The 23,252-nt window shown below is 63.7% G+C and carries 25 protein-coding genes, 1 tRNA gene and 1 riboswitch; of the genes, 9 read left to right on the forward strand and 17 right to left on the reverse strand.

Annotation, left to right across the window (positions count from 1 at the left end; genetic code table 11):
- Positions 1-9: 9 nt before the first annotated feature.
- Both HD842_RS02435 and HD842_RS02440 read right to left on the reverse strand, forming a co-directional pair.
- Positions 10-771, reverse strand: coding sequence for a histidine phosphatase family protein (locus HD842_RS02435; protein ID WP_183550470.1), 762 nt, complete (start codon positions 769-771; stop codon positions 10-12).
- Between the two features lie 95 nt (positions 772-866).
- The gene (locus HD842_RS02440) at positions 867-2,267 is read right to left on the reverse strand and encodes an L-cystine transporter (RefSeq protein ID WP_183550473.1); all 1,401 of its coding nucleotides are present in this window, start codon (positions 2,265-2,267) and stop codon (positions 867-869) included.
- 253 nt (positions 2,268-2,520) lie between these two features.
- Here HD842_RS02440 and HD842_RS02445 point away from each other — a divergent pair, with 253 nt between their 5' ends.
- On the forward strand, positions 2,521-4,317 hold the full coding sequence (locus tag HD842_RS02445) for a methyl-accepting chemotaxis protein (RefSeq protein WP_183550476.1): 1,797 nt from the start codon (positions 2,521-2,523) through the stop codon (positions 4,315-4,317).
- A gap of 33 nt (positions 4,318-4,350) precedes the next feature.
- On the opposite strand, the gene HD842_RS02450 is transcribed toward HD842_RS02445, so the two are convergent.
- From HD842_RS02450 to HD842_RS02470, 5 genes are all read right to left on the reverse strand, one after another.
- Positions 4,351-5,709 carry a DUF3526 domain-containing protein gene (locus HD842_RS02450; protein ID WP_183550479.1) on the reverse strand — a complete coding sequence of 453 codons (1,359 nt, stop codon included), beginning with the start codon at positions 5,707-5,709 and terminating at the stop codon, positions 4,351-4,353.
- Positions 5,706-7,136, reverse strand: a complete 1,431-nt coding sequence (locus HD842_RS02455; RefSeq protein ID WP_183550482.1) for a DUF3526 domain-containing protein — start codon at positions 7,134-7,136, stop codon at positions 5,706-5,708. Before HD842_RS02455 ends, HD842_RS02450 begins: the two co-directional genes overlap by 4 nt.
- Positions 7,133-7,894, reverse strand: a complete 762-nt coding sequence (locus tag HD842_RS02460) for an ABC transporter ATP-binding protein (protein WP_183550485.1) — start codon at positions 7,892-7,894, stop codon at positions 7,133-7,135. Before HD842_RS02460 ends, HD842_RS02455 begins: the two co-directional genes overlap by 4 nt.
- 160 nt (positions 7,895-8,054) lie before the next feature.
- Entirely contained in the window at positions 8,055-8,384 is a 330-nt protein-coding gene (locus HD842_RS02465) for a hypothetical protein (RefSeq protein ID WP_183550488.1), read from the reverse strand.
- 72 nt (positions 8,385-8,456) lie between these two features.
- Positions 8,457-8,651, reverse strand: coding sequence for a hypothetical protein (locus HD842_RS02470; RefSeq protein WP_183550491.1), 195 nt, complete (start codon positions 8,649-8,651; stop codon positions 8,457-8,459).
- 417 nt (positions 8,652-9,068) lie between these two features.
- Here HD842_RS02470 and HD842_RS02475 point away from each other — a divergent pair, with 417 nt between their 5' ends.
- The 4 genes from HD842_RS02475 (at position 9,069) to HD842_RS24240 (ending at position 12,503) form a co-directional block, all read left to right on the forward strand.
- Entirely contained in the window at positions 9,069-10,349 is a 1,281-nt protein-coding gene (locus tag HD842_RS02475; RefSeq protein ID WP_229424562.1) for a CmpA/NrtA family ABC transporter substrate-binding protein, read from the forward strand.
- A gap of 28 nt (positions 10,350-10,377) precedes the next feature.
- Positions 10,378-11,280 carry a nitrate ABC transporter permease gene (gene ntrB / locus HD842_RS02480; RefSeq protein ID WP_183550493.1) on the forward strand — a complete coding sequence of 301 codons (903 nt, stop codon included), beginning with the start codon at positions 10,378-10,380 and terminating at the stop codon, positions 11,278-11,280.
- Positions 11,281-11,293: 13 nt separating this feature from the next.
- Positions 11,294-12,103 (forward strand): ABC transporter ATP-binding protein, encoded by an 810-nt coding sequence (locus tag HD842_RS02485; protein WP_183550496.1) that lies wholly within the window; start codon positions 11,294-11,296, stop codon positions 12,101-12,103.
- 268 nt (positions 12,104-12,371) lie between these two features.
- Positions 12,372-12,503, forward strand: a complete 132-nt coding sequence (locus tag HD842_RS24240) for a hypothetical protein (RefSeq protein ID WP_267875149.1) — start codon at positions 12,372-12,374, stop codon at positions 12,501-12,503.
- A gap of 45 nt (positions 12,504-12,548) precedes the next feature.
- Here HD842_RS24240 and HD842_RS02490 read toward each other — a convergent pair whose 3' ends face one another.
- From HD842_RS02490 to HD842_RS02535, 10 genes are all read right to left on the reverse strand, one after another.
- A complete protein-coding gene (locus tag HD842_RS02490; RefSeq protein ID WP_183550499.1) occupies positions 12,549-12,806 on the reverse strand; it encodes a hypothetical protein in 258 nt (85 codons plus the stop codon).
- Between the two features lie 70 nt (positions 12,807-12,876).
- A tRNA-Lys gene (locus tag HD842_RS02495) sits at positions 12,877-12,952 on the reverse strand.
- A 73-nt stretch (positions 12,953-13,025) separates the two neighbouring features.
- A complete protein-coding gene (gene ybgF / locus HD842_RS02500) occupies positions 13,026-13,781 on the reverse strand; it encodes a tol-pal system protein YbgF (protein ID WP_183550502.1) in 756 nt (251 codons plus the stop codon).
- 130 nt (positions 13,782-13,911) lie between these two features.
- Entirely contained in the window at positions 13,912-14,439 is a 528-nt protein-coding gene (gene pal / locus HD842_RS02505; RefSeq protein WP_183550504.1) for a peptidoglycan-associated lipoprotein Pal, read from the reverse strand.
- 33 nt (positions 14,440-14,472) lie between these two features.
- A complete protein-coding gene (gene tolB / locus HD842_RS02510; protein WP_183550507.1) occupies positions 14,473-15,744 on the reverse strand; it encodes a Tol-Pal system beta propeller repeat protein TolB in 1,272 nt (423 codons plus the stop codon).
- Between the two features lie 31 nt (positions 15,745-15,775).
- Positions 15,776-16,852 carry a cell envelope integrity protein TolA gene (tolA, locus tag HD842_RS02515; protein ID WP_183550510.1) on the reverse strand — a complete coding sequence of 359 codons (1,077 nt, stop codon included), beginning with the start codon at positions 16,850-16,852 and terminating at the stop codon, positions 15,776-15,778.
- A gap of 24 nt (positions 16,853-16,876) precedes the next feature.
- Positions 16,877-17,308 (reverse strand): biopolymer transporter ExbD, encoded by a 432-nt coding sequence (locus HD842_RS02520; protein ID WP_183550513.1) that lies wholly within the window; start codon positions 17,306-17,308, stop codon positions 16,877-16,879.
- Positions 17,309-17,324: 16 nt separating this feature from the next.
- On the reverse strand, positions 17,325-18,008 hold the full coding sequence (gene tolQ, locus HD842_RS02525; RefSeq protein ID WP_183550516.1) for a protein TolQ: 684 nt from the start codon (positions 18,006-18,008) through the stop codon (positions 17,325-17,327).
- A 23-nt stretch (positions 18,009-18,031) separates the two neighbouring features.
- Entirely contained in the window at positions 18,032-18,436 is a 405-nt protein-coding gene (gene ybgC, locus HD842_RS02530; RefSeq protein ID WP_183550519.1) for a tol-pal system-associated acyl-CoA thioesterase, read from the reverse strand.
- 246 nt (positions 18,437-18,682) lie between these two features.
- On the reverse strand, positions 18,683-19,429 hold the full coding sequence (locus HD842_RS02535; protein WP_183550522.1) for an SDR family oxidoreductase: 747 nt from the start codon (positions 19,427-19,429) through the stop codon (positions 18,683-18,685).
- A gap of 174 nt (positions 19,430-19,603) precedes the next feature.
- Positions 19,604-19,723, forward strand: a riboswitch (ZMP/ZTP riboswitch).
- Between the two features lie 99 nt (positions 19,724-19,822).
- On the opposite strand from HD842_RS02535, the gene glyA reads away from it, so the two are divergent.
- From glyA to HD842_RS02555, 4 genes are all read left to right on the forward strand, one after another.
- Entirely contained in the window at positions 19,823-21,070 is a 1,248-nt protein-coding gene (gene glyA, locus HD842_RS02540; protein ID WP_183550524.1) for a serine hydroxymethyltransferase, read from the forward strand.
- Positions 21,071-21,143: 73 nt separating this feature from the next.
- The gene (gene nrdR, locus HD842_RS02545) at positions 21,144-21,611 is read left to right on the forward strand and encodes a transcriptional regulator NrdR (protein ID WP_183550526.1); all 468 of its coding nucleotides are present in this window, start codon (positions 21,144-21,146) and stop codon (positions 21,609-21,611) included.
- Between the two features lie 103 nt (positions 21,612-21,714).
- Entirely contained in the window at positions 21,715-22,242 is a 528-nt protein-coding gene (gene pilV, locus HD842_RS02550; RefSeq protein ID WP_183550528.1) for a type IV pilus modification protein PilV, read from the forward strand.
- Entirely contained in the window at positions 22,239-23,252 is a 1,014-nt protein-coding gene (locus tag HD842_RS02555) for a PilW family protein (protein ID WP_183550530.1), read from the forward strand. Before pilV ends, HD842_RS02555 begins: the two co-directional genes overlap by 4 nt.

The raw sequence follows: 23,252 nt of genomic DNA on the forward strand, positions 1-23,252 counted from the left end.
TGGGTGACCTTATGCGTTGGGGGCCGATGCGACGTCCTTGGCCACGGTGACCGGTGTGCCGGTTTCCTCCAGCGGCGCGACGAAATTGACCAGGCGCAGCGCCAGATCGCCGCGCTTGCCGGCCTCGGGATCGAATTCGTACGATGTGACGGAACAGTTCGGGACATCGCCGTTGCGGTCGAATTCGAGGATCTGCGCTTCGGTGAGGTGCTCGAACAGGTAACGGAAGCAATTGACCGTGACTTGGTGCGCGACGATCAGCACGCGCTCGCCGGCAAATTCCCGTTCGATCGTATCCATCACGCTGCGCAGGCGCAGGATGACGTCGCACCAGCTCTCGCCGCCGGGCGGGCGGAAATAGAACTTGCCGACGTGGTGACGCTGCTCGTACAGGTCGGGGAAGTCGTGCGCGATGCCATGCGTCGTCAGGCGGTCCAGCACGCCAAATTCCTTTTCGCGCAGGCGCTCGTCTTCGCGCACGCACAGGCCGTCGCGGTCGAGGTGGCGCATCACGAAGTTGGCCGTTTCGGCGGCGCGCACGTACGGGGAATGCAGCACGACGGTCGGGCGCTGCGCTGCGGGGAGCGATGCGAACCAGGCGCCGAGGGCGTCGGACTGGCGCTCGCCAAGATCGGACAATGGGACGTCGACGTCGCGCTCGGCGATGTCGATGCGGTGTCCTGCTGCTGCTTCAGCCAGGTCGCGGGCGACGTTGCCGGCGCTTTGTCCGTGCCGCACGACCCAAATTTCCTGTGGCCATTTTTGTTCCATGAAGTCCGCCAAAAAGTTATCTTGGCGTCATCATAGAAGGTTTCATGACGGCTTCAGCGCACGATTGTTCCGTGCACGGAAACCGCCCTGCGGCGTCAGACGGCCCGCGCCTCGCTGTCCAGGTTGATGTCGGCATCGTCGTCAAACACGCGCATGTCGGTCTGTCCCATGACCCGGCTGGTCACGGTGCCGGCAGCGATCGAGCCGCTGACATTCAGCGCCGTGCGGCCCATGTCGATCAGCGGTTCGACCGAGATCAACAGGCCCGCGAGCGCCACCGGCAGGTCCATCGCCGACAGCACGATCAGCGCCGCGAAGGTGGCGCCGCCGCCGACGCCGGCCACGCCGATCGAGCCGAAGGCGATGATCGCCAGCAGCGGCAGCAGGAACGCGGCGGTGAACGGATCGACACCGACCGTCGGCGCAATCATCACCGCCAGCATCGCCGGATAGATGCCGGCGCAGCCATTCTGGCCGATCGTGGCGCCGAACGAGGCGGCAAAGTTGGCCGTGCCTTCCGGCGTGCCCAGGCGCGCGGTCTGCGTGGCCACGCTCATCGGGATCGAACCGGCACTCGTGCGCGAGGTGAATGCGAACACCAGCACCGGGAAGATCTTCTTCACGTAGCGCCAGGGCTTCAGGCCACTGGCTGCGACCATCGCCAGGTGGACGCAGAACATCAGTGCCAGCGCGGCATACGAGGCGACCACGAAGTTGAGCAGGCCAAGAATGTCTTGCCAGCTCGAGCTCGACACAACCTTGGCCATCAGCGCGAACACGCCGTACGGGGTCAGGCGCAGCACCAGCGTGACCATGCGCATCACGATCACGTGCGCCACGTGCACGAAGCTGCTGAACGACGTGAAGACTTCCGGCTTCTTGCCGGCGATGCCGGTGGCCGAGACGCCAATGAAGATCGAGAACACCACCACCGCGATGGTCGAGGTCTTGCGCGCGCCCGTCATGTCGAGGAACGGGTTGGCCGGGATGAAGGACAGCAGCAGTGACGGCAGCGACAGTTCCTTGGCCGCGGCCAGGTTGCCCTGCATGTATTCGCCGCGCGCGACTTCGGCGGCGGTAGAAGTCAGGCCGACTGCGGTCAGGCCGAACAGCTTGGCCATCAGGATGCCGATCGAGGCCGCCACGATGGTCGTGATGAGCAGGATGCCGATCGTGAGCGTGCTGATCTTGCCGAGCGAAGACGCATCGCGCAGCTTCAGGATTGCCTGGATGATCGAGACCATGATCAATGGAATGATGATCATCTGCAGCAGCTGGACATAGCCGCTGCCGATCACGTTCAGCCATTCATTGGTGGCCTTGATCTCGGGTTCACCCACGCCGTACATCACCTGCAGTGCAGCGCCGAGCACGACGCCCAGGCCAAGGCCGGCGAACACGCGCTTGGTGAATGAAACATGGTTGGCCTGCAACCGGTACAGGAAGACGCAGACGGCCAAGGCAATGGCCAGGTTGAGCAGGACGGGAAGTGTCATGGGGGCTTCGAAGGGACGGCGTGGACAATCATGTCATTTTATCGACAAAGTTGCCTGTTCACAGTGCGCTTGTCATTTTTGCCAAGGCGCAGCTTGTACGGGTGGCCATCGGGTTGTTGCGGACCAGCGACGCCCAGCCCCGCTTGTATAGGGAACCCGTCAATCTTGCGTTCAATACTTCCCATGGGTAAGGATAAGTTTCTATAATCCAATAAAACACCTTCTTATCCCTCCTTACGTCAGCCCAGCGAACATGTTCAAACATCTCAGCATCAAGTCGCGCCTCATTTTCGTCATCGCGTTTCTCGCGGTCGAACTCATCGCCGGCGCCGTCATCGGCATTTACAACCTTGGCACGGCCAACGCCGAGCTCAAGCAGATGTACGATCGCCGCCTGGTCGGATTGAGCCAGGCTGGTGAAGTCACGCAGCTGATCACGGCAAACCAGCTGGCCGTCGCCAAGGCAGTCAACGTGGAAGATGCGGGCCAGCGCCGCGCCGCCATGGACACCGTCGCTGCAACGAGCGCCACCATCACCAAGCTGTGGGGCGAGTTCACGCAGATCCCGATGAGCGAGAACGAGCGCGCGCTCGTCGGGCAGATCGCTACGGCGCGCAAGGCCTTCCTCGACGGCGGCCTGTTGCCGGCAGTAGCGGCGATCCGCGCCAATGACAATGCGCAGGCGATCCAGCTGCTGAACGGGCCGATGACGCAGTTGTATGCGTCGCTCAATACGCTGGGTATCCAGCTGATCGAAGAACAGCAGGCTGCGGCACTGGCCGAGTACCAGGCTTCGCAGGCTACTTTTGAGCTGGTGCGCGCGGTATGCCTGGCCGGCCTGGCCTTCGGTCTCATCATGGCCGCGCTGGTTGGCTATCTGCTGGTGCGCGCGATCGTGCGTCCGATCGAGCAGGCCGTGAAGATCGCCGGCGCCGTCGCCCAGGGCGACCTGACCCAGACCATCGAGGTCACGTCGACCGACGAAACCGGGCGCCTGCTGCAGGCGCTCAAGGACATGAACGACTCACTGGTGCGCATCGTCGGCCAGGTCCGCACCGGCACTGACAATATCGCCACTGCTTCCAGCGAAATTGCAGCGGGCAACCTGGATCTGTCGTCGCGTACCGAGCAGCAGGCCGGCTCGCTGGAAGAAACCGCTTCGTCTATGGAAGAACTGACGTCGACCGTCAAGCAGAACGCCGACAACGCGCGCCAGGCCAATGCGCTGGCCACGTCGGCATCCGAAGTGGCGGGCAAGGGCGGCGCCGTGGTGGCCGAGGTGGTGCAGACGATGGGCGCGATCAATACGTCGGCCACGCGCATCGTCGACATCATCGCCGTGATCGACGGCATCGCGTTCCAGACCAATATCCTGGCCCTGAATGCTGCCGTCGAAGCAGCGCGCGCCGGCGAGCAGGGCCGCGGCTTTGCCGTCGTGGCGGGCGAGGTGCGCAGCCTGGCGCAGCGCAGCGCGGCGGCGGCGAAGGAAATCAAGGTGCTGATCGACGATTCGGTCGAGAAGGTGCACCACGGCTCGGAACTGGTGGACCGCGCCGGCACGACGATGGCCGAGATCGTCCAAAGCGTGAACCGCGTGACCGACATCATGTCCGAGATCACCGCGGCCAGCCAGGAGCAGACAGCCGGCATCGAGCAGATCAACGGCGCTATCGCGCAGATGGATCAGGTGACGACGCAGAATGCGGCGCTGGTCGAACAGGCGTCGGCGGCAGCGACCTCGCTGCAGGAAGAAGCGGCCAAGCTGGCGCAGACCGTGGGCGAGTTCAAGCTCACGACGTCGCCGGGTGTGCGCGCAGTCGTGGCCAAGCCGCGCGTGGTTGCCAGTGCGCCGAAGATGGTGGCCAACGCGGCGTCGAAGCCGGTGGAGAAGGCGCCTGCGAAGTTGCCTACGAAGTTGCCTATGAAGGCGCCGGTAAAGCCGGTCGTGACAAAAGCCCGCGCCGATGCCGCGCCAGCCGCGAAGCCGGTGAAGCCAGCGAAGGCAGAGACCGCCAACACTAGCACCGGCGACGGCTGGGAAGAGTTCTGACGCAGTCCGGGGTTGGCGGCCCGGCCGCCAATCCTACCGCACCGTGCGCAACGTGCGCAGCCCCGCCGCCAATAGCAGCAAGGCCAGCACGGCCAGCGCCAGCAACTGCCCGGGCGCCAGCGTCCCCTTCATCGCGCTCCCGTCATACACGGGCAGCTTTGCCGCATCGCCTGGTGTGAACGGCCGCTCGTCGAACAGGTACGGATAGAAGAACTGCCGCAGCTGCGTGTGATACGCCCCGATCCGGTCGTGGTAGGCCAGTTGCGAGGCCAGGTCGGTGTCGGCCAGCCGGTGCAGCAGCACCTGCACGTTCACCGACGCCAGCAGCAGTCCGGCGCGCGCGGTCCAGTCTTCGCGCGCCTGCATGCTGGCGCGGTACTGCGCCACGCTTGGCACCACCGCATCGTCGCCCGCCTGGTGCATCGCGTAATACCACTTCCAGTGGAAGCGCCCGGTGACCGGCGCCGTGTCCTTCCATTCGGGATGCGTGCGGAAGAATTTTTCGAACGTGTCGGGCTTGGGCACGTCCCACGCCGAATGCACGGCCTGACGTTGCGCCAGCGCCAGCTCGACGCCTTTCGACACCGGTGACAGGCGCGCGATGCCCGCATCGGCCAGCGTCGGCAGGATCATCGTCAGTCCCACCAGGCTCGCCAGCAGGATTGCAGCGCTGCCCGCCGACGTGCGCGCACGCGCCGCCACCCAGGCCGCCAGGCCGAACCAGAACGCCAGGTACAGCGTCGCCACCAGCGCAATCTGGGCGAAGCCAATCACGCCAGCGTCGGCGATGAAGGCGCCCACGGCCAGTGGCAGCAGCGCAGCCAGCCATAGCAACGCATAGCGCAAGCCGACGCGCCGGCGCCAGGTGTTAGCCGCGCCTTTTGGCAGGGATGCCAGCAGGCGCAGGCGGCCGGCTTCGCGTTCACTCGACACCAGGTCGTGCATCAGCGCGATGACGAACAGCGGCGTCAGGTACACCAGCACGAACGCGAAATCGAAGCGTCCCGGCATCGCCAGCTCGGGATTGATCGACTCCGATTCGTACAGCTGCGCGTGCAACCCGAGGATGCGCACACGCAGCGCCGACGGCTGCAGATCGCGCCCGCCGATGGCGGCAAACGCCAGTGGCGACGGCGGATTGACGGTCAGGTGCGGCAGGTAGTAGCCGACCGCACCGGCTTCGGCATTGTTACTGCGTAACTGCGTGGCCAGGATGGCCGCGTGGTCATGGGCATGGCTTGCAGCGATGCGCTCGAGCGTGGCGCGCTGCTGGCTCACGGCATGCAGGCCGGTCCAGACCGACAGCGCGGACAGCAGCGCGAGCAGCACGATGGCGCCGACAGCCAGGCGCGAGTGCGCGATCTGGCGCAGTTCCAATAACAGTGTTTTCATGCCGGATTCCTTTCGAGGCGTTTGGCGACCCAGCCACCGATGGCGCATAACGGCAGCAGCCAGCCGCCCAGCAGGGCGAACACTGGCCAGGCGTGGCGCGCGGCAACCTCGGCGAACGGGGCAGGGGCGTAGCCGAAGCGCGGCGTGTCTTCCCAGTGGTGCTTGTCAATGCGCTCGTCGCCAGCGCCTGTGGGCGTGACGACGTTGACGTGCAGGCCGTTGAGCCGCTGGACGAAGGCGTAGCGGTAGCGTTCACCTTCGAGCAGGAAGCGCGCATGGCTGTCGAGGTTCGTGCCCGACAGTGCGGTCGACATGCGGCGCAGCGCGATCAGTGGACTGGCCACGCTGGCCGAATGGACGATCGCGCTTTCTTCACTCTGGCGCGTATGATCGGCGCGCATGAATTCATCGAACAGGGCGCTGGTCATGCGCTCGCCTTCGGCCATCAACAGGCCGCTGTAGTTGACCGGCAGGTCTTCGACGCGCGTCACGCCGTAGTGCGCCAGCGTGCGCGCCCGGAACGCCTTGAAGTACGGGTCGTCCGGATTGTGGCTGTCGCCGATCGCGGCCAGCCGCTCGTGGATCGCGACCTCGGTTTCGATGCGGCTCGGGCGGCCCACGTCGCCGGCGGCGATATCGGGCATCACGCGCGGCAGCAGAATCGCCGTGACAATCCAGCCGGCCACCAGCGCCAGCAGCGCGTCGCGCGCACGGGGCAGCGATGCCGACACCAGCACGGCCGCCACGACCCATACCAGCAGGTACAGCGCATACCCGGCCAGCAGCGCCAGCGCCTCGGCGGCGACGGCCGGGTGCACGACAGCGATCGCCACCAGCGCGATGAAGGCCGGCGCGCCCAGCAGCAGCGCCACGCCCGCATGGGCGGCGAGCTTGCCAAGCAACAGGGTCGCGCCGCGGACACCCTGGACGATCTGCAGCCGTAACTGACCGCGCTCGCGTTCGCGCGCGACGCTGCCGAAAGCGAGGAACACGATCAGCAGCGGCGTGAGCACCTGCAGCACGAAGGCGGGCGTCAACTGGCCAAAGCGCAGCAGCACCGACGACTGGGCGGCGTCGCTGAAGTTGGCGCTGTTCTGGCGGTGACCTTCCAAAAACAGCGTACTGCCGGTGAACGGATCGACGCCGAAATCGAAGAAGGCGAGGGGGCTCAGTGGCCTGAACACATAGTGCCCGTAATGGACGACACGGTGCGGGTGGCGGTCCGGCTGGTTGGCCCATTGGGCGTCGACCGTGCTCTGGAAGCGCGTCCGTTCGGCGTTCACGGCGCCCACGCGCTCATGGCTGACGACGATGGCGACAAGCGTGAGCGCCAGCATCAGGATGCCGGCCGCGACGGCCACCTGGTTGCGCAGCATGGCGCGCCACTCGCCCACGGCAACCGCAGGCAGTGCTCGGGAAACGCTCATGCGGCCTCCGGTCTGGCGGCAGCGTTAGTGGCACCGGCGTAGCGCCGGTACAGGTCGCGCACGTCATAGTGTTCGGCGCCGCTGGCGGCCACTTCGTGGCTGATGTGGCCGCGCTCCAGAAAGCCGATGCGGTCGGCCACTTCGGCTGCACCCAGCAGATCGTGTGTGACCATGAAGATGGCGCTGCCCCGTGCGCGCAAGTCCTGCAGCAGCGTGTTGAATTCGCTCGTGGCCTGCGGATCGAGACCCGTGGTGGGCTCGTCGAGCAGCAGCAGCGGCACCTGGCGCGCCACGGCGAGCGCAATCGCGACCTTCTGGCGCATGCCTTTCGAGTAGCCGCCGAGGCGGCGCGTCCATGCGGCGGGATCGAGCCGCACCGCGCGCAAGGCATCGTCGATGGTGGCGTCCATCGTTGCACCGGTCCGATCGCTGCCGGCCAGGCGCAGGAAGTAGTCGATGTTTTCGCGGGCGCTCAGGTGTTCGTAGAGGGCGACGTTTTCGGGCACATAGGCTAGCTGGCCGCGCGCGGCGAGCGGGTCGGCAGCGACGTCGATGCCGCACACGCGCACGCTGCCGGTCTGCGGTGCGAGAAAGCCAAGGAAGGCGTTGAGCGTCGTCGATTTGCCGGCGCCATTGCCGCCCAGCAGGGCATAGATCTCGCCGCGCGCAACGCGCAGGTTCAGGTCGCGCAGCACGGTCGTGGCGCCGTAGGCGACGGTTACGCCGGTCGCTTCCATGGCAGGAGTGGTCATGGTCATCGTGTTCTTTCAAAGTAAACAAGGGATGCCGGCGCACGCATGCAGCGTGCACGCTCGATGCAGACGTGCGCGCAGAAGCGGCGCCGGCAAACGGGCTGGAGATGACTCGCGCCGCTACGCCGTCACGTCACGTTGGTGACTGCGTCGGCGCAAGGACGAATCAGTGGACGGACTGGTGGCGTGGTGGCGCCTGGGGGGAAGGGATCAGGTACTGGCGCCGATAGAATGGCGCGGGGCGCGGCAGGCGCGCGAGGAGGTAGGCGACCGCCAGGAAGACGGCGAGCAGTTGTGGCGATACGGCCGGTAGATCCACTGTGGCATGGGCGGCAACCTGACAGCTGACGCAGTCGGACAGCTGCTCGGCCAGGTCATGCTCGTGGTACGAGCTGCCGATGAGTTGCAGTGCCAGGATCAGCGCGCACGCACACAGGAACAATCGGCGCAGGGCCGTGCTGGTGTGGGTGATGCGTAAGGTGTTCAACAGCGACATGCAATCCTGGTGGAACGGGTAACGGCGCAGTATAGCCCGGCCATCACGGCGCGGGCAAGCCGCCAGCCCGGCTTACTCGAACGCCACCAGCAGCGTGGCCAGGCTGATGCAGACGACGGCGACCACGCCGATGCGCTGGCGCAGGCGGCGACTGCTCGCGACGATGTCTTTCGCGATATGACGGCGTGGCTTTTTTGGATTGCTGCGGTCGACGGCGGTCGCCGTATGGATCGGCGTGCGGTGACGCTGGACTTGTTCGGTGTGCATAAATGGCTCCAGTTGCAGGCCCCGGCGGTGCACGATCTTTACTGTGCTTCTGCTTGTGTTTGAGGCAATAAACGATCCTAGCATGCACGCATTCATTTGTGGAAGGCCGCGTTGTCAACCGTGCGCACGTACGGACAGCCAGCACACCCGGCCAGCAACGCCGTCCAAAAAGAGGCACTGCGCAATCGTAGTGCGCTGCGCGCGCCATGCTGCGGTGCACCGCAGCGGTCGCCGTGCTCGCGCTCACTCTGGAGTAGCCACTGGCACGAAGCTTGCGTAATGGTTAATGCGCAACGGAGCGCACGAGGTGCATGCCAACGCTGGCCCGCCTCCCCGGACAACGACGTCTACCAACGCATGAACACGTTCATGTGGGGTAGCCGTTTTTTTTTGCCTGATCACTTTTTGGGATTTGCAATGGAAAATCAACAGCGTCAAGCGCAGGGCAATTCGTCCACCGGCACGAACGTCGACGGGACCCGCCGGAACATCATTCATGGTGCTTCTCTGGCTGCGGCCGGTGGCCTGCTGGGGCTGGCCGGGGGCGGGGCATGGGCAGCGGGGTCAGACAAGCCCGAAAAGACCGAGATCAGGATCGGCTTCATTCCATTGACCGATTGCGCATCGGTCGTGATGGCGTCGGTGCTGGGCTTCGACAAGAAATACGGAGTCAAGTTCGTGCTGAGCAAAGAGGCCTCATGGGCCGGCGTGCGCGACAAGCTCGCCAATGGCGACCTCGACGCTGCCCATGTGCTGTACGGCCTGCTGTACGGCGTCCAGATGGGCATTGGCGGCCAGAAGAAGGACATGGCCGTGCTGATGGGGCTGAACAACAATGGCCAGGCCATCACGCTGTCGAAGCAACTGGCCACCAAGGGCGCGGTCGACGGCGCCTCGCTCGCCAAACTGATGCGCACCGAAAAACGCGACTACACGTTCGCGCAGACGTTCCCGACCGGCACCCACGCGATGTGGCTGTATTACTGGCTCGCCGCCAACGGCATCAATCCGATGAAGGACGCCAAGGTGATCACCGTGCCGCCGCCGCAGATGGTGGCCAATATGCGCATCGGGAACATGGACGGCTTCTGCGTCGGCGAGCCGTGGGGCCACCGCGCCATCATGGACGGCATCGGCATCACGGCCACGACGACCCAGGACATCTGGCGCGACCACCCCGAGAAAGTGCTGGGCTCGACGCTGGCGTTTGCCAAGGCCAATCCGAACACGTGCCGCGCGATGATGGCCGCCATTCTGGAGGCAGGCAAGTGGATCGATGCGTCGCTGGCCAACAAGAACAAGATGGCCGAAGTGATCGCCGCCAAGTCGTATGTCAACACCAGCAAGGACGCGATTGACCAGCGCATCATGGGCCGCTACCAGAACGGCATGGGCAAGACCTGGGACGACGCGAACCACATGAAGTTCTACAACGATGGCCTGGTCAATTTCCCGTACCTGTCCGACGGCATGTGGTTCATGACGCAGCATCGCCGCTGGGGCTTGCTCAAGACCGATCCGGATTACCTTGCGGTGGCCACGGCGGTCAATCAGGTCCAGCTGTACAAGGACGCGGCCACGATGACGAAGACGCCGGTCCCGGCGGGCTTGCTGCGCACATCGAAGCTGATGGACGGCACCGTGTGGGATGGCAAGAACCCCCAGGCGTATGCCGCGTCGTTCAAGGTCAAGGCTTGACCATCCACCCGTACTGCGAGGAGCCGTCATGAATGCCCTGTTGAAATCCGTTCCCAACGAGCCAGCGCCAGTGCCGGTGGCTGTCAGCGGCCCTGCGCGCACGGTCCCGCCGCGCAAGCCGGCCGCCGCCGTCGCTGCGCGCCGCGCACAGCCGTTTGCCACGGCAGTCCGGCGCGTGGCGCCGCCGCTGACCGGCATCGCACTCGTGCTGCTGGTCTGGCAAGTGATCGCCGCGCAGAACGAGGCGTTTCCATCGCCGCTGGTCACGTGGCAGGCAGCGCTCGAACTGTTTGCCGATCCGTTCTACCGCAACAGCCCCAACGACCAGGGCATCGGCTGGAACGTGCTGGCGTCGCTGCAGCGCGTGGCGATCGGCTTTGGCCTGGCGGCGCTGATCGGGATTCCGCTGGGCTTCGTGATCGGGCGCGTGCAATTTGTCAGCCGCATGTTCGGTCCGATCATCAGCCTGCTCAAGCCGGTCTCGCCGCTGGCCTGGCTGCCGATTGGCCTGCTGGTATTCAAGTCGGCCGACCCGGCCGCGATCTGGTCGATCTTCATCTGCTCGATCTGGCCGATGATCATCAACACGGCCGTGGGCGTGCAGCGCGTGCCGCAGGACTACATGAACGTGGCGCGCGTGCTGAACCTGTCGGAGTGGAAAATCCTCACCAAGATCCTGCTGCCATCGGCGCTGCCGTACATCCTGACCGGCGTGCGCCTGGCGATCGGCACCGCATGGCTCGTCATCGTCGCGGCCGAAATGCTGACCGGCGGCGTGGGCATCGGGTTCTGGGTGTGGGACGAGTGGAACAACCTGAACGTGGCGCACATCATCATCGCGATTGCCATCATCGGCGTGGTCGGCCTGCTGCTCGAACTGGCGCTGGTGTCGCTGGCGCGTGCACTGACCCACGAACAAGTGGCTAACTGAAAGGGTTTCGATCATGGACGAACTGCAAAAGAAATTCATCGACATCACCGGGGTGGAGATGGCGTTCCACACGAAGAAGGGCGTGTTCCCGGCGTTGCAGGGGATCGACCTGACGGTCAGCAAGGGCGAATTCATCACGCTGATCGGCCACTCGGGCTGCGGCAAGTCGACGCTGCTGAACCTGATTGCCGGGCTGCTCAAACCGACGGCGGGCCTGCTCATCTGCGCTGGCCGCGAGATTGGCGGCCCTTCACCGGAGCGCGCGGTGGTGTTCCAGAATCACTCCTTGTTGCCGTGGCTGACGTGCTACGAGAACATCCACCTGGGCGTCGAGCGGGTGTTCAGCGGGGCTGAATCCCGCGCGCAGTTGCGCGAGCGGACGATGGATGCGCTGGCGCTGGTGGGCCTGACGAGCGCCGAAACCAAGCGGCTGCATGAAATCTCGGGCGGCATGAAGCAGCGCGTCGGCATCGCGCGGGCGCTGGCGATGCAGCCCAAGGTTCTATTGATGGACGAGCCGTTCGGCGCACTCGACGCGCTCACGCGCGCGCACTTGCAGGACGAGCTGCTCAAGATCGTGGCGGCCACGAAATCCACCGTGGTGATGGTGACGCACGATGTGGACGAGGCGGTGTTACTGTCCGACCGGATCGTCATGCTGACCAATGGCCCGGCAGCCACGATCGGCGAAATCATCGCCGTGGAACTCGAACGGCCCCGCGACCGGGTGGCGCTGGCACAGGATGCGCGTTACACCGAGCATCGCCGGCAGGTGCTGGAGTTCTTGTACCGCAAGCAGGCGCATCCGGCCGTGGCAGCCTGATCGGTGGCGGGTGTTGGACTGAAGAAAAGCTGATGGATGATCGAAAGGCGAATACACTGTAGAACTTGTGGTATCGCGAAATTCTGGTCGGATGTTAGAACGCTGACCAGTGAGACCGTAGGGTGGACGGGTTTCCCGTCCACGCGTTCAACGATTTCTGATTCGCCACGAATCGAATGAAGGTGAACGCGTGGACGGCATAGCCGTCCACCCTACGTGCTGTTTGCAGTAGTCATCCTGGTATGTCCACTTCTTGAAAGAGCACACAATGTCGAACTCCATCAAACCAGGGCCGAAGCCCAAGCGGGAGGACGGGCATGATGATCAGCGCCGTCATGTCAATCCGCCGAACAAACCAAAACATCCATCACTGCCCGTTCACAAACCAGTGAAGAAGTAGCGCAACGCCAGAACCGTTTTCCTGGCTAGCCTGTTCAATCCGGGATCAGGTCGCTTTTTTCTTCTGCACCTGACGCTGTTGCTGCTTGCGCTGCGTCTGGTTGCGGTTCTGCTTGCCTTTGTGGAGCGCGGTGGCGTCCAGCTTGGCTTGCTCGGCGGTGCGCAGCTCTTCCTTGTCGTCGTGCGCGACAAAGTAATCGTTGGCTTGCGCGTCGACCACCAGCTTGATCGCCGCTTCGTCGGTGAGGTCATACATCTCCGTGAGGAGCGTGGTCACCTCGTCGAGAAAATCTTCATAAGTCATGGTGGGATCATCCTAATGTGTGCTGAACACAAAAAAGCCAACCCGAAGGTTGGCTTTTCTGCTGAATCTTTGGTAGGCCGTGCGGGATTCGAACCTGCGACCAACGGATTAAAAGTCCGCTGCTCTACCAGCTGAGCTAACGACCCGAAGAAGCAAGATTATAGGGGGCGACACGGGCGCTGTCAAATGCTGCGCCCGGTGTGTGGTGCCCTTTTGCCGTTACTTCAGCGACGCCAGGCGATCGCGCGCGGTCTGTGCGGCGCTCGAATCGGGGTACTTCGCCACCAGTGTCTGGAGCGACTTCTTCGCGTTCTTGTTGTCCTTGAGCAGGGTATAGCTGCTGGCGATATTGAGCATCGCATCCGGCACCTTCGGGCTCGTGGCGTAGGTGGTCGTGACGACCTGCTGCGCTGCGATGGCCTTCTTGTAGTCGCCCAGTGCATAGAAGGTGTTGCCGAGCCAGTACTGCGCATTCGAGGCGTACGGCGACTGCGGATACTGGCGGACGAATTCCTGCAGCGCGACCGACGCGCCTTTGTAGTCGCCTGCCTGGAACTGGGCGGTGGCGGCTTCGTACGCGGTCTTTTCGGTCGGCAGCACTTCGGCGGTCTGGCCGTCGATGACTTCGGCGCGTGGCTCGACTTTTTTCAGGCGCGCATCGAGGTCGGCGTACAGCTGCTTCTGGCTGTTCTGGGCTTTCGCGACTTCGTTGGCCAGCACTTCGATCTGGCCGCGCAGGCGGGCGATTTCCTGCATCGTCTGCTCGTGCTGGTTGAGCATCTCGATCTGCACCGTCTTGTCCGATTTGCTGTCGATGCGTGCGGTCAGGTCGCGCGTGATGTTGTCGACCTTGGTGCGCAGGTCCAGGATGGCCTTGCGCGCTTCTTCGTCGTCGAACGGGCCGGCGACGGCGTGCAGCGGCATCGACAGGGCCAGCACGAGGCATGCGAGGCGGGACTTGGACAGTTTGAGCATAAGCGTTGTGTTCTTTCTACTAAGCCGGTGACTTCGGCGGTTGCTGAGATAAAACAAGGGGCGGGTAGCAGTCTGCACTGCGTCCCGCCCCCTGTCAATCGAACCTGTCCGGCTTGTTCAGCCGAATCGATTATTGATAGACGATGTCTGCGCGGCGGTTTTCAGCCCACGATTCTTCGTTGCTGCCGGTGGCTTTTGGCTTTTCTTCGCCCAGCGACACGGCTTCGATCTGGCCTTCCGACACGCCCAGCGATGCCATCGAACGACGGACGGCTTCAGCACGCTTCTGGCCCAGGGCCAGGTTGTACTCGGTGCCGCCGCGTTCATCGGTATTGCCCTGGATCAGGACTTTACGCGACGTGTTCTTGGTCAGGAAAGCCGAGTGGTTCTGGACCACTGGCTGGCCGTCAGCGCGCACGACGAAGCTGTCGTAGTCGAAGTAGATGCTGCGCTTGGCCAGAACGCCTTGTGGGTCGTTCAGCGGATCGACGCTGCCGGTCTGGACCGGGTTGATGTCACGTGGATCGGCAGCAGCTGGCGCTGCCGGCGTTGGCGATTTCTCGACGACCGGGGTTTCGTTCAGCTTGGTTGGCGACGAGCAAGCGGCCAGCAGGGCTGCGGTGGAAACGATGAAAGCTACACTCTTGAAGTTGCGCATGGATTTTCTCCTGTTATGTTGAGGTTTTACTTCTTACTTCATGAAGGGACCCCAGCTGGGCTCCCGAATGTTTCCCGCTTTGGTCGTCAAGCGTTGCTTGACTCGTCCATCCACAGACACCACGGCCAGCGAGGTGCGACCGCCACCCTTGGTTGCATACATGATGTACTTGCCGTTAGGCGAAAAACTCGGTTCGGTGGCCCCATCGGCCAGGCGCAGTTCCTGGCCGCTGGCCAGATCCATCGCATATAAGGAGTAAGCGCCGCCGCGCTGCGAAATCCAGGCCAGCGTCTTGCCGTCGGACGACACGCGTGGGCTGATGTTGTAGCTGCCATTGAACGTCACGCGGGTGGCGTTGCCGCCGGCTGCGCTCATCTTGTAGATTTGCGGGCCACCGCTGCGGTCGCTCGTGAAATAAATGGTCCGGCCATCGGCGGAGAACTGCGGCTCGGTATCGATCGCCGGGTTGTTGGTCAGGCGCTTGTGGCCGGTGCCGCCCGAATTGACCGAGTAGATCTCGGTGTTGCCGTCCTTCGACAGGGCCACGGCCAGCGTCGAGCCGTCCGGCGACCACGACGGCGCCGAGTTGTTGCCCTTCTGGTTCGAGATCACGTTGCGGCGACCCGTCATCAGGTCTTGCAGATACACGACCGGCTTGCGGTCTTCCATCGAAACGTAGGCGACTTTCGAGCCGTCCGGCGACCAGGATGGCGAAATGATCGGCTCCTTGCCCTGGGTGGCGATGACTTCGTTCTCGCCATCGGCGTCCGACACGGCCAGCACATAGCGCTTGGCGCCGCTGTCGGCCTTCACGTAGGCGATGCGGGTCGAGAAGATGCCGCGCACGCCGGTCAGCTTTTCATAGACATCGTCGGCAATGCGGTGCGCCTGCAGGCGCGTGTAGCGGGGCTGCACTTCGCCGCCCATCTGCGAGATTTCGCCGCCCTTGACGGTGTCCATCAGCTTGTAGCGGATGGCGAACCGGCCGTCGGGCTGCTTGGAGACGCTGCCGACCACGAGCGCGTCGGCGCCGCTGGCCTTGAAGGCGGCCAGATTGATGCTGCCGGCGTCGCGGTCGCTGATGACCTGACCGGCGTCGATGACCTTGAACACGCCACTGCGCTCGAGGTCGGCGCGGATGACGGCCGAGACTTTATCGGGTGCGACGGATTCGTCGGCGAAGGCCGCGATGGCGACCGGGATCTGGTTGCTGCCGACACCGGCGATTTCGATTTGCAGCTGCGCATTGGCTGCCGATCCCATCGCAAGGGAAGCGCTAAACAGCAGGAAATGGATTTTTTTCATAGTTTCTCTTGTAAAACTGGTTCGAACCGAATCAATCGTAATCGCGCATCGAGAAGTTCACGTCAAGCGTACGCTCCACGGTCCCGTCCTTCTTTTTGGGCAGTGGCGATGCTTTCTTGATACCATTTTCCACTGCCCTGTCAAATTCTGGCACACCGCTGCTTTTCACCAACCTGACCGACATGATTTCACCGGTCGGCAACTGCTCGACGCGGAACGTGGCGCGTGGATTGCCCGATACATCGGTGTTGCCCGGATACGCCGTGCTGCTCTTGATGGCCGCCGTGATCGCGGCGATATAACCGCCGTCCGATTTCGGCCCCGTCGACTTGGCAGCACTGCCGCCGCTGCCCATGGCGCCGGCCATGCGCTTGAGTTCATCGGCACGCAGCTTCGCGAGCTTGGCGTCTTCGGCAGCGGCTGCCTTGGCTTTCGCGGCATCCGCTTTCTTCTTCTCGGCAGCCGCCGCGACCTGGTCGGCTTTCTTTTTCTCGTCCGCTTCTTTTTTCTTTTCAGCCGCGGCCAGGGCTGCCGCTTTCTTGTCGGCTTCCTTTTCGGCTTCTTTCTTCTTCTCGTCCGCTTCCTTCTTGGCGAGTAGCTCTTTTTCTTTCTCTTTCTGCTTGCGCTCGGCCTCGTCCTTCTTCTTTTGCTCGGCGAGCTTTTCTTCACGCTCGCGTTTTTCCGCGTCACGTTTCTCGGCCAGCGCTTTCTTCTTCGCTTCTTCGGCCTTGCGTTCCTTCTCGCGCTGCAGGGCGATGTCCGGCGCTGGCTTCGGTGCCGGCTCCTCGACCACCGGTGGTGGCGGCGGAGGTGGCGGGGTGCGCACGGGTTCCGGCGTCGGCTCGGGTGCTGGCTCCGGCTCAGGCGTTGGCTCAGGCTCCGGGGCAGGCTCCGGCGGCAGCTCGGGGGCGGCGGCAGTTTGCACCGACATGTCCCACACTTCGGCCTCGACCGTGATCGGCGTCTTGGCCGTCCAGCTCACGCCGATCCACAGAAACGCCAGCAACGCGGCGTGCACGGCCACTGCCAGCAGGAACGATGGCAGGCGGCTCGGTTCAGGCGGCACGTGGTATGGCACGCCGGCGTTGTCTGGCTTTATTTCGGGCATATTCTAGGCATCAATGCATCGACATCACTGGGTGGCCAGGCCAACCCGGTTGATACCCATCTTCTTGGCTTCCGAGATCAGTTGGATGACGTCGTCGTACTTGCTCTCGCGGTCGCCCGCGATCAGCACCGGATAGTCGGGATGTTCTTCATGCAGCGCGCGCAGGCGCTGCAGCAGGGCAGAGCGGTCGGCCACGTCTTCCTGGGCCACGCGGCCCTTGCCCTGTACGCCGATCGACAGGCGATTTTCGGGCTCGATCGACACCTGGATATAGGTGTCCGGCGGCAGCGCCGATTTCTCGGCGCGCGGCAGGTTGACCACGCTCGGCGCCTGGTTGGCCGGCACTGCCATGAAAATAATGAGCAGCACCAGCATCACGTCGATGTACGGCACGACGTTGATCTCGGATTTGAACTTGCGGCGACGTCCACCGCGCATGCTGCTGGAAAAGGCCATGGTCAGGCTCCTTCTATCAGCGCGACTGGCGCTGGAGAATGTTCGAGAATTCTTCGACGAAGCTCTCGAAGCGGTTGGCCAGGCGGTCGATATCGTGCGTGAAGCGGTTGTACGCCACCACGGCCGGGATTGCAGCAAACAGGCCGATTGCGGTGGCGATCAGTGCTTCGGCAATGCCTGGCGCGACGATCGCCAGCGTGGCTTGCTCGACGCTGGCCAGACCGCGAAACGCGTTCATGATGCCCCAGACGGTACCCAGCAGGCCGATGTACGGCGAGACCGAGCCGACCGACGCCAGGAAGTTCAGGTGCGATTCCAGTGCATCGAGTTCGCGCTGGAACGATGCGCGCATGGCGCGGCGGGCGCCGTCGAGCACCGAGTTCATGTCGAGCGTTTCGCGCGAAGCTTGCTTGCCCTTGATGAATTCACCCATGCCGGACTCGAAGATGCGGGCCAGGGCGCCGCTCTGGTCGCGCTGGCTGCTGGCGCTCTGGTGCAGCGTGTGCAGGTTGCCGCCGGCCCAGAAGCTGCGCTCGAACTGCTCGGTCTGCGCACGCGCGGCGCGGATCGCGAATACCTTGCGGAAGATGTAGGTCCAGCTCACGATCGACAGCAGTAACAGCAAGGCCATAATCAATTGCACCAGCACGTGGGCATTGCCGATCAGGGCGACGAATGAAAGGTCTGGGGTGACGGTCATGGGCTATTTATTTAGGTATGTATTCAGGCGGCACGCATTTTAGCAGCCACGTGGTCGGGCAAGGGGCGCGGGCGCATTGTGGCAATATCGACACAACACACGGTCACGCTCGCCGTATTGAGCAGGGTTTCACCGCACCAGGCCTGCTGCAGGAACTGGACCGATGCGCGGCCCAGCCTGGCAATACTGGTCTGGATCGTCAACTGGTCGTCGAGGCGCGCCGCCGCGTGGTAGTCGAGGGTCACATTCTTGACAACGAATGCGGTGTTGTCCGCATCGAGCAGGGCTTGTTGCTGTACGCCGAGTGACCGAAGCCATTCGGTGCGGGCGCGTTCAAAGAATTTCAGGTAGTTGGCATAGAACACAATGCCGCCAGCGTCGGTATCTTCGTAATACACCCTGACTGGCCAGTTAAATACTGAAGACATTGTTACTGCCGATACATGAACATGAGAAACATTCTACGCGAGTTTCCTTCTCGATATCACCGTTTCCGGCCATCGCTCGTGGAAATTACTTACGTACCCCTCGCACAAAATTGTGCTTTTGAGCAGTAGTAGACTTGAGACTTGGCAAAAAGACCAATCACTGTAACACTTTCTCACAAATGGCGACCGTGCTCTCGGTGGCCATTGGGCCTGCCCGTGCAGATGCCTGCACGGGCAGGCCAGCGCTCAGGCACGCTTGATCGTGAATGGCGAGAAGCCCTGGCACGTTGGCATCAGTTCGATGCTGTTGACGTTCACGTGGGGTGGCAGCGTCGCGATCCAGTACGCGGTGTCGGCAATGTCCTTTGCACTCAGTGGCGTCGTGCCTTCGTAGACCTTGGCTGCGGCCGAATCGTCGCCCTTGAAGCGCACGTTGGAGAATTCCGTGCCGCCGGACAGGCCCGGCGCCAGATTGGTGGCGCGCACGCCGGTGCCCACCAGATCGGCGCGCAGATTGAGCGTGAACTGTTCCACAAAGGCCTTGGTGGCGCCGTACACATTGCCGCCCGGATAAGGGTAGTGGCCGGCGGTCGAGCCGATATTGATCACCAGTCCGCTGCCGCGCGCGACCATGTCGGGCAGCACGAGACGGGTCATCGTCACCAGGCCTTTGCAATTGGTGGCGATCATGGTTTCCCAGTCTTCCAGCGGCACTTCGTGCGCCGGCACCGTGTTGAGGGCCAGGCCGGCATTGTTGATCAGCACATCGATCTGTTTCCAGTCGGCCGGCAAGCCGGCCAGCGCTGCTTCGATCGACGGGCGGCTGGTGACGTCGAGCGTTACCGGCAGGGCGGCGTCGCCCAATTCGGCGGCCAGATCGGCGATACGGTCGGTGCGGCGGGCTGCCAGGATCACGCGGTGGCCGTTCGAAACGAAGGTGCGCGCCATTTCGGCGCCGAAGCCGGCCGATGCGCCGGTGATGAGGACGATCATGATGAATCCTTGAAAAGGGCAGTGAGGAGAATATAAGAAGGCAAATGCAGGCTGGCAAAATTGTAGCCGAAATGATCAGGCTGCCGTGGCGGGCGGGCGATTACGCCCGGGCTGGTCACCAGAACGGCGCTTTCCTTGCCCTTCAATGGGGAGTTCAGTACAATTTGCGGACTTTACGTCTCACGTAACTGGCGAAACACCGCACAAGCGCCACCGATTGGTGCGCAGCGCGGCAAAGGTGGGTACCCACCGGGGAACGTGAGACGCCATACGCCGTTCGCCTGGGCAGCCATCAACCGGTACGCGTTCGATCGCGGCTGCCCGCGCCCTTTGGCTCCCGCACCCGCACACAGCGCCGCTCGTTGCCTGGAATACTATCGATTGGAGTTTTACATGTTTGCTAAAGACCATACGCTGGCCAATGTCGATCCGGATCTGTGGAATGCCATTCAGAAGGAAAACGTCCGTCAGCAAGACCACATCGAGCTGATCGCGTCCGAAAACTACACCTCGCCAGCCGTGATGGAAGCGCAGGGCTCGCAACTGACCAACAAGTATGCCGAAGGCTATCCGGGCAAGCGCTACTACGGCGGCTGCGAATACGTCGACGTCGTCGAGCAACTGGCAATCGACCGCCTCAAGCAATTGTTTGGCGCGGAAGCCGCCAACGTGCAGCCAAACTCGGGCTCGCAAGCAAACCAGGGCGTGTTCTTCGCCGTGTTGAAACCAGGCGACACGATCATGGGCATGTCGCTGGCCGAAGGTGGTCACCTGACCCACGGCATGCCGCTGAACATGTCGGGCAAGTGGTTCAACGTCGTCTCGTACGGCCTGACCGCTGACGAAGACATCGACTACGAAGCCCTCGAGCGCCAGGCGCACGAGCACAAGCCGAAGATGATCATCGCCGGCGCGTCGGCGTTCTCGCTGAAGATCGACTTCGAACGCATCGCCAAGGTCGCCAAGGCAGTCGGCGCCTACTTCATGGTCGACATGGCCCACTACGCCGGCCTGATCGCGGCAGGCGAGTACCCGAATCCGGTGCCGTTCGCCGACTTCGTCACGTCGACCACGCACAAGTCGCTGCGCGGCCCGCGCGGCGGCATCATCCTGATGAAGGCCGAGCACGAAAAAATCATCAACTCGGCCATCTTCCCTGGTATCCAGGGCGGCCCGCTGATGCACGTGATCGCCGGCAAGGCCGTTGCGTTCAAAGAGGCGCTGACGCCTGAGTTCAAAACGTACCAGCAGCAGGTCGTCAAGAACGCCAAGGCACTGGCCGACACGCTGACCGCACGTGGCCTGCGCATCGTGTCGGGTCGCACCGAATCGCACGTGATGCTGGTCGACTTGCGCGCCAAGAACCTGACCGGCAAGGAAGCCGAAGCCATCCTGGGCCAGGCGCACATGACCTGCAACAAGAACGGCATCCCGAACGACCCGCAAAAGCCGTTCGTCACGTCGGGCATCCGCCTGGGCAGCCCGGCCTTCACGACGCGTGGCTTTGTCGAAGAAGACGCCGTCACCGTGGGCAACCTGATCGCCGACGTGCTGGACAACCCGCACGACGCTGCGACCATCGAGCGCGTCAAGGGCGAAGTCAAGAAACTCACCAGCAAGTATCCGGTTTACGCCGCCTGATCTGGCTGACTCTGTCTATCCGGGCCGGTTCGCTGGCCCGATAGTCTCCACGTAGTATTGCAGCCCCGGCGCCATGAAATGTCCCTTTTGCCAGCATGAAGATACACAAGTCCTCGATACCCGCGTATCGGAGGAGGGGGACGCCATCCGGCGCCGGCGCCGCTGCGGCAAGTGTGACAAGCGCTTCACCACCTATGAGCGCATCGAACTGTCCATGCCGATCATCGTCAAGAAGAACGGCAGCCGCACCGAGTTTGCCTCGTCGAAGCTGCGCGGCAGCCTGATGCTGGCGCTGCGCAAGCGGCCCGTGGCGGCCGAAGCCATCGACAAGGCCGTTGCCTCCATCGAAGAAAAGCTGCTCACCAGCGGCCTGCGCGAAGTTGACACCGGCCATGTGGGCGAGCTCGTGATGCAAGAGCTCAAGGGCCTCGACAAGATCGCGTATATCCGTTTCGCGTCGGTCTACAAGAATTTCGAAGACCTGGATTCGTTCCAGGCGGCGCTGGCCGAAGTCGGGCACCAGCGCAAGCTCGACAACTAATCCCGTCCCAAGGTTCCCCGATCGGCGCGGCCTGCGCTTGCGCCGACGCACGGGCGTGCAAAGCCGGCCTGATAACGTCGTAGCTCGTTATCGGGAGGCTTGCATGCGCAACCATTCATATCGCGGTTTTACGCTCATCGAAGTACTGGTGGCGTTGTTCGTGCTCGCCATCGGCATCGTCGGCGCCGGGGCGGCCCAACTGGCGGCCGAGCGCACGCGCCAGCAGGCGGCCCTGATGGCCGAAGCGGGCCAGCTGGCAAGTTCGCTGGCGGCGCGCATCGGTGCCAATCTGCCGCTGGCCAGCCTGCCCGATGCGGGCAATCCCTATCTGTCGCTCGACTACGACGCGGTCGCCGACGGCCCGCCTGTCGCCGCCGTCCCATGCTTCGGCACTGCCGCCTGCGATCCGCTGGCGCTGGCGGCCTTCGACCTCGACGAGACGCGCCTGCTCGTGCACCGGCGCTTTCCCGGCGGGCGCATTGCCGTATGCCGCGATGCGGCGCCGTGGGATGCCGCCAGTCGCCGCTATCGGTGGGCGTGCAGTGGCGGCGCGCATGCGGCGGTGGCAATCAAGATCGGCTGGCATGGCAACGATGACTTGCCGGCGTTCGTGCTGATGGTGGCGCGATGAGTATTCATCGCTATGGGTTTGTGCGTCAAAGCGGCTTTACCATCGCCGAATTCATGGTCGCGATGACGCTTGGCCTGGCTGTGCTGCTGGCGGCTGGTTCGCTGCTGATTGGCGCCACGCGTGCGCATGCGGCGCTGCTCGAAGCGGCCGAGATGGATGATGCCGGCCGCTACGCGCTGGATGCGCTGACGCGCGCCGTGCACCTGGCGGGCCACGTCGACTGGGCCGCGCATCCGGTGATCGATCCCACGCTGCCGGCTGCCATCGCCGGACTGGATGCGTCGTCACTGACCCATGCCGGCGCCGGCATCGATGCGCCGCTTCCGGCAACGGTCAACGGCAGCGACGTGCTGGCGCTGCGCTTTGCCGGCACCGGCGCGCCGCCGGCCGGCGACGGTGGCACGCTCGATTGCGCCGGGTTTCCCGTGCACCGCGATCAGGAAGGCTGGAGCATTTTCTATGTGGCGCGCAATGCGCAAGGCGACGCTGAACTACGCTGCAAATACCGGGGCGCCGGCAACTGGTCGTCCGATGCCGTGGCAGGCCACGTCGACAGCTTCCAGGTGTTGTATGGGCTCGATACCGATGGCGATGGCGCGCCCAACCGGTACGTGAACGCCAGCGCGATCCGGGCGCTCGACGCGGCGCTGGTGCTGGCCGGCTCGACTGCCAACGAGCGTGACGCCGATCTGCGCACGCGCAGCCACTGGAAGCACGTCGCGAGCGTGCGGGTCGGCTTGCTGCTGCATGGGCCGCGCCAGGCGCCTGATGTGGGCGCGGGCCTCGTGCATTGGTTGTTCGGTCCGGGGTATGACGGCGCGCTGGCGGCTGCCGATCCGGGTGTCCGGCTGGCAGCGGCCGACCTCGATCGCGGCGGCGAAGCGCGCGTGCGCAAGGTGTATGGGGCGGTGATTGCGGTGCCAATTGCGGTGCCTGTTGCAGTGCCCGGCGCGCTCCCGGTAGCGCCACCCAGCGTGCCACCTTCTGCGCCGCCGGTGGCCGCGCGTTGA

This window comes from Massilia aurea, assembly GCF_014200505.1.
In the GTDB taxonomy this organism is placed as follows: domain Bacteria; phylum Pseudomonadota; class Gammaproteobacteria; order Burkholderiales; family Burkholderiaceae_D; genus Telluria; species Telluria aurea_B.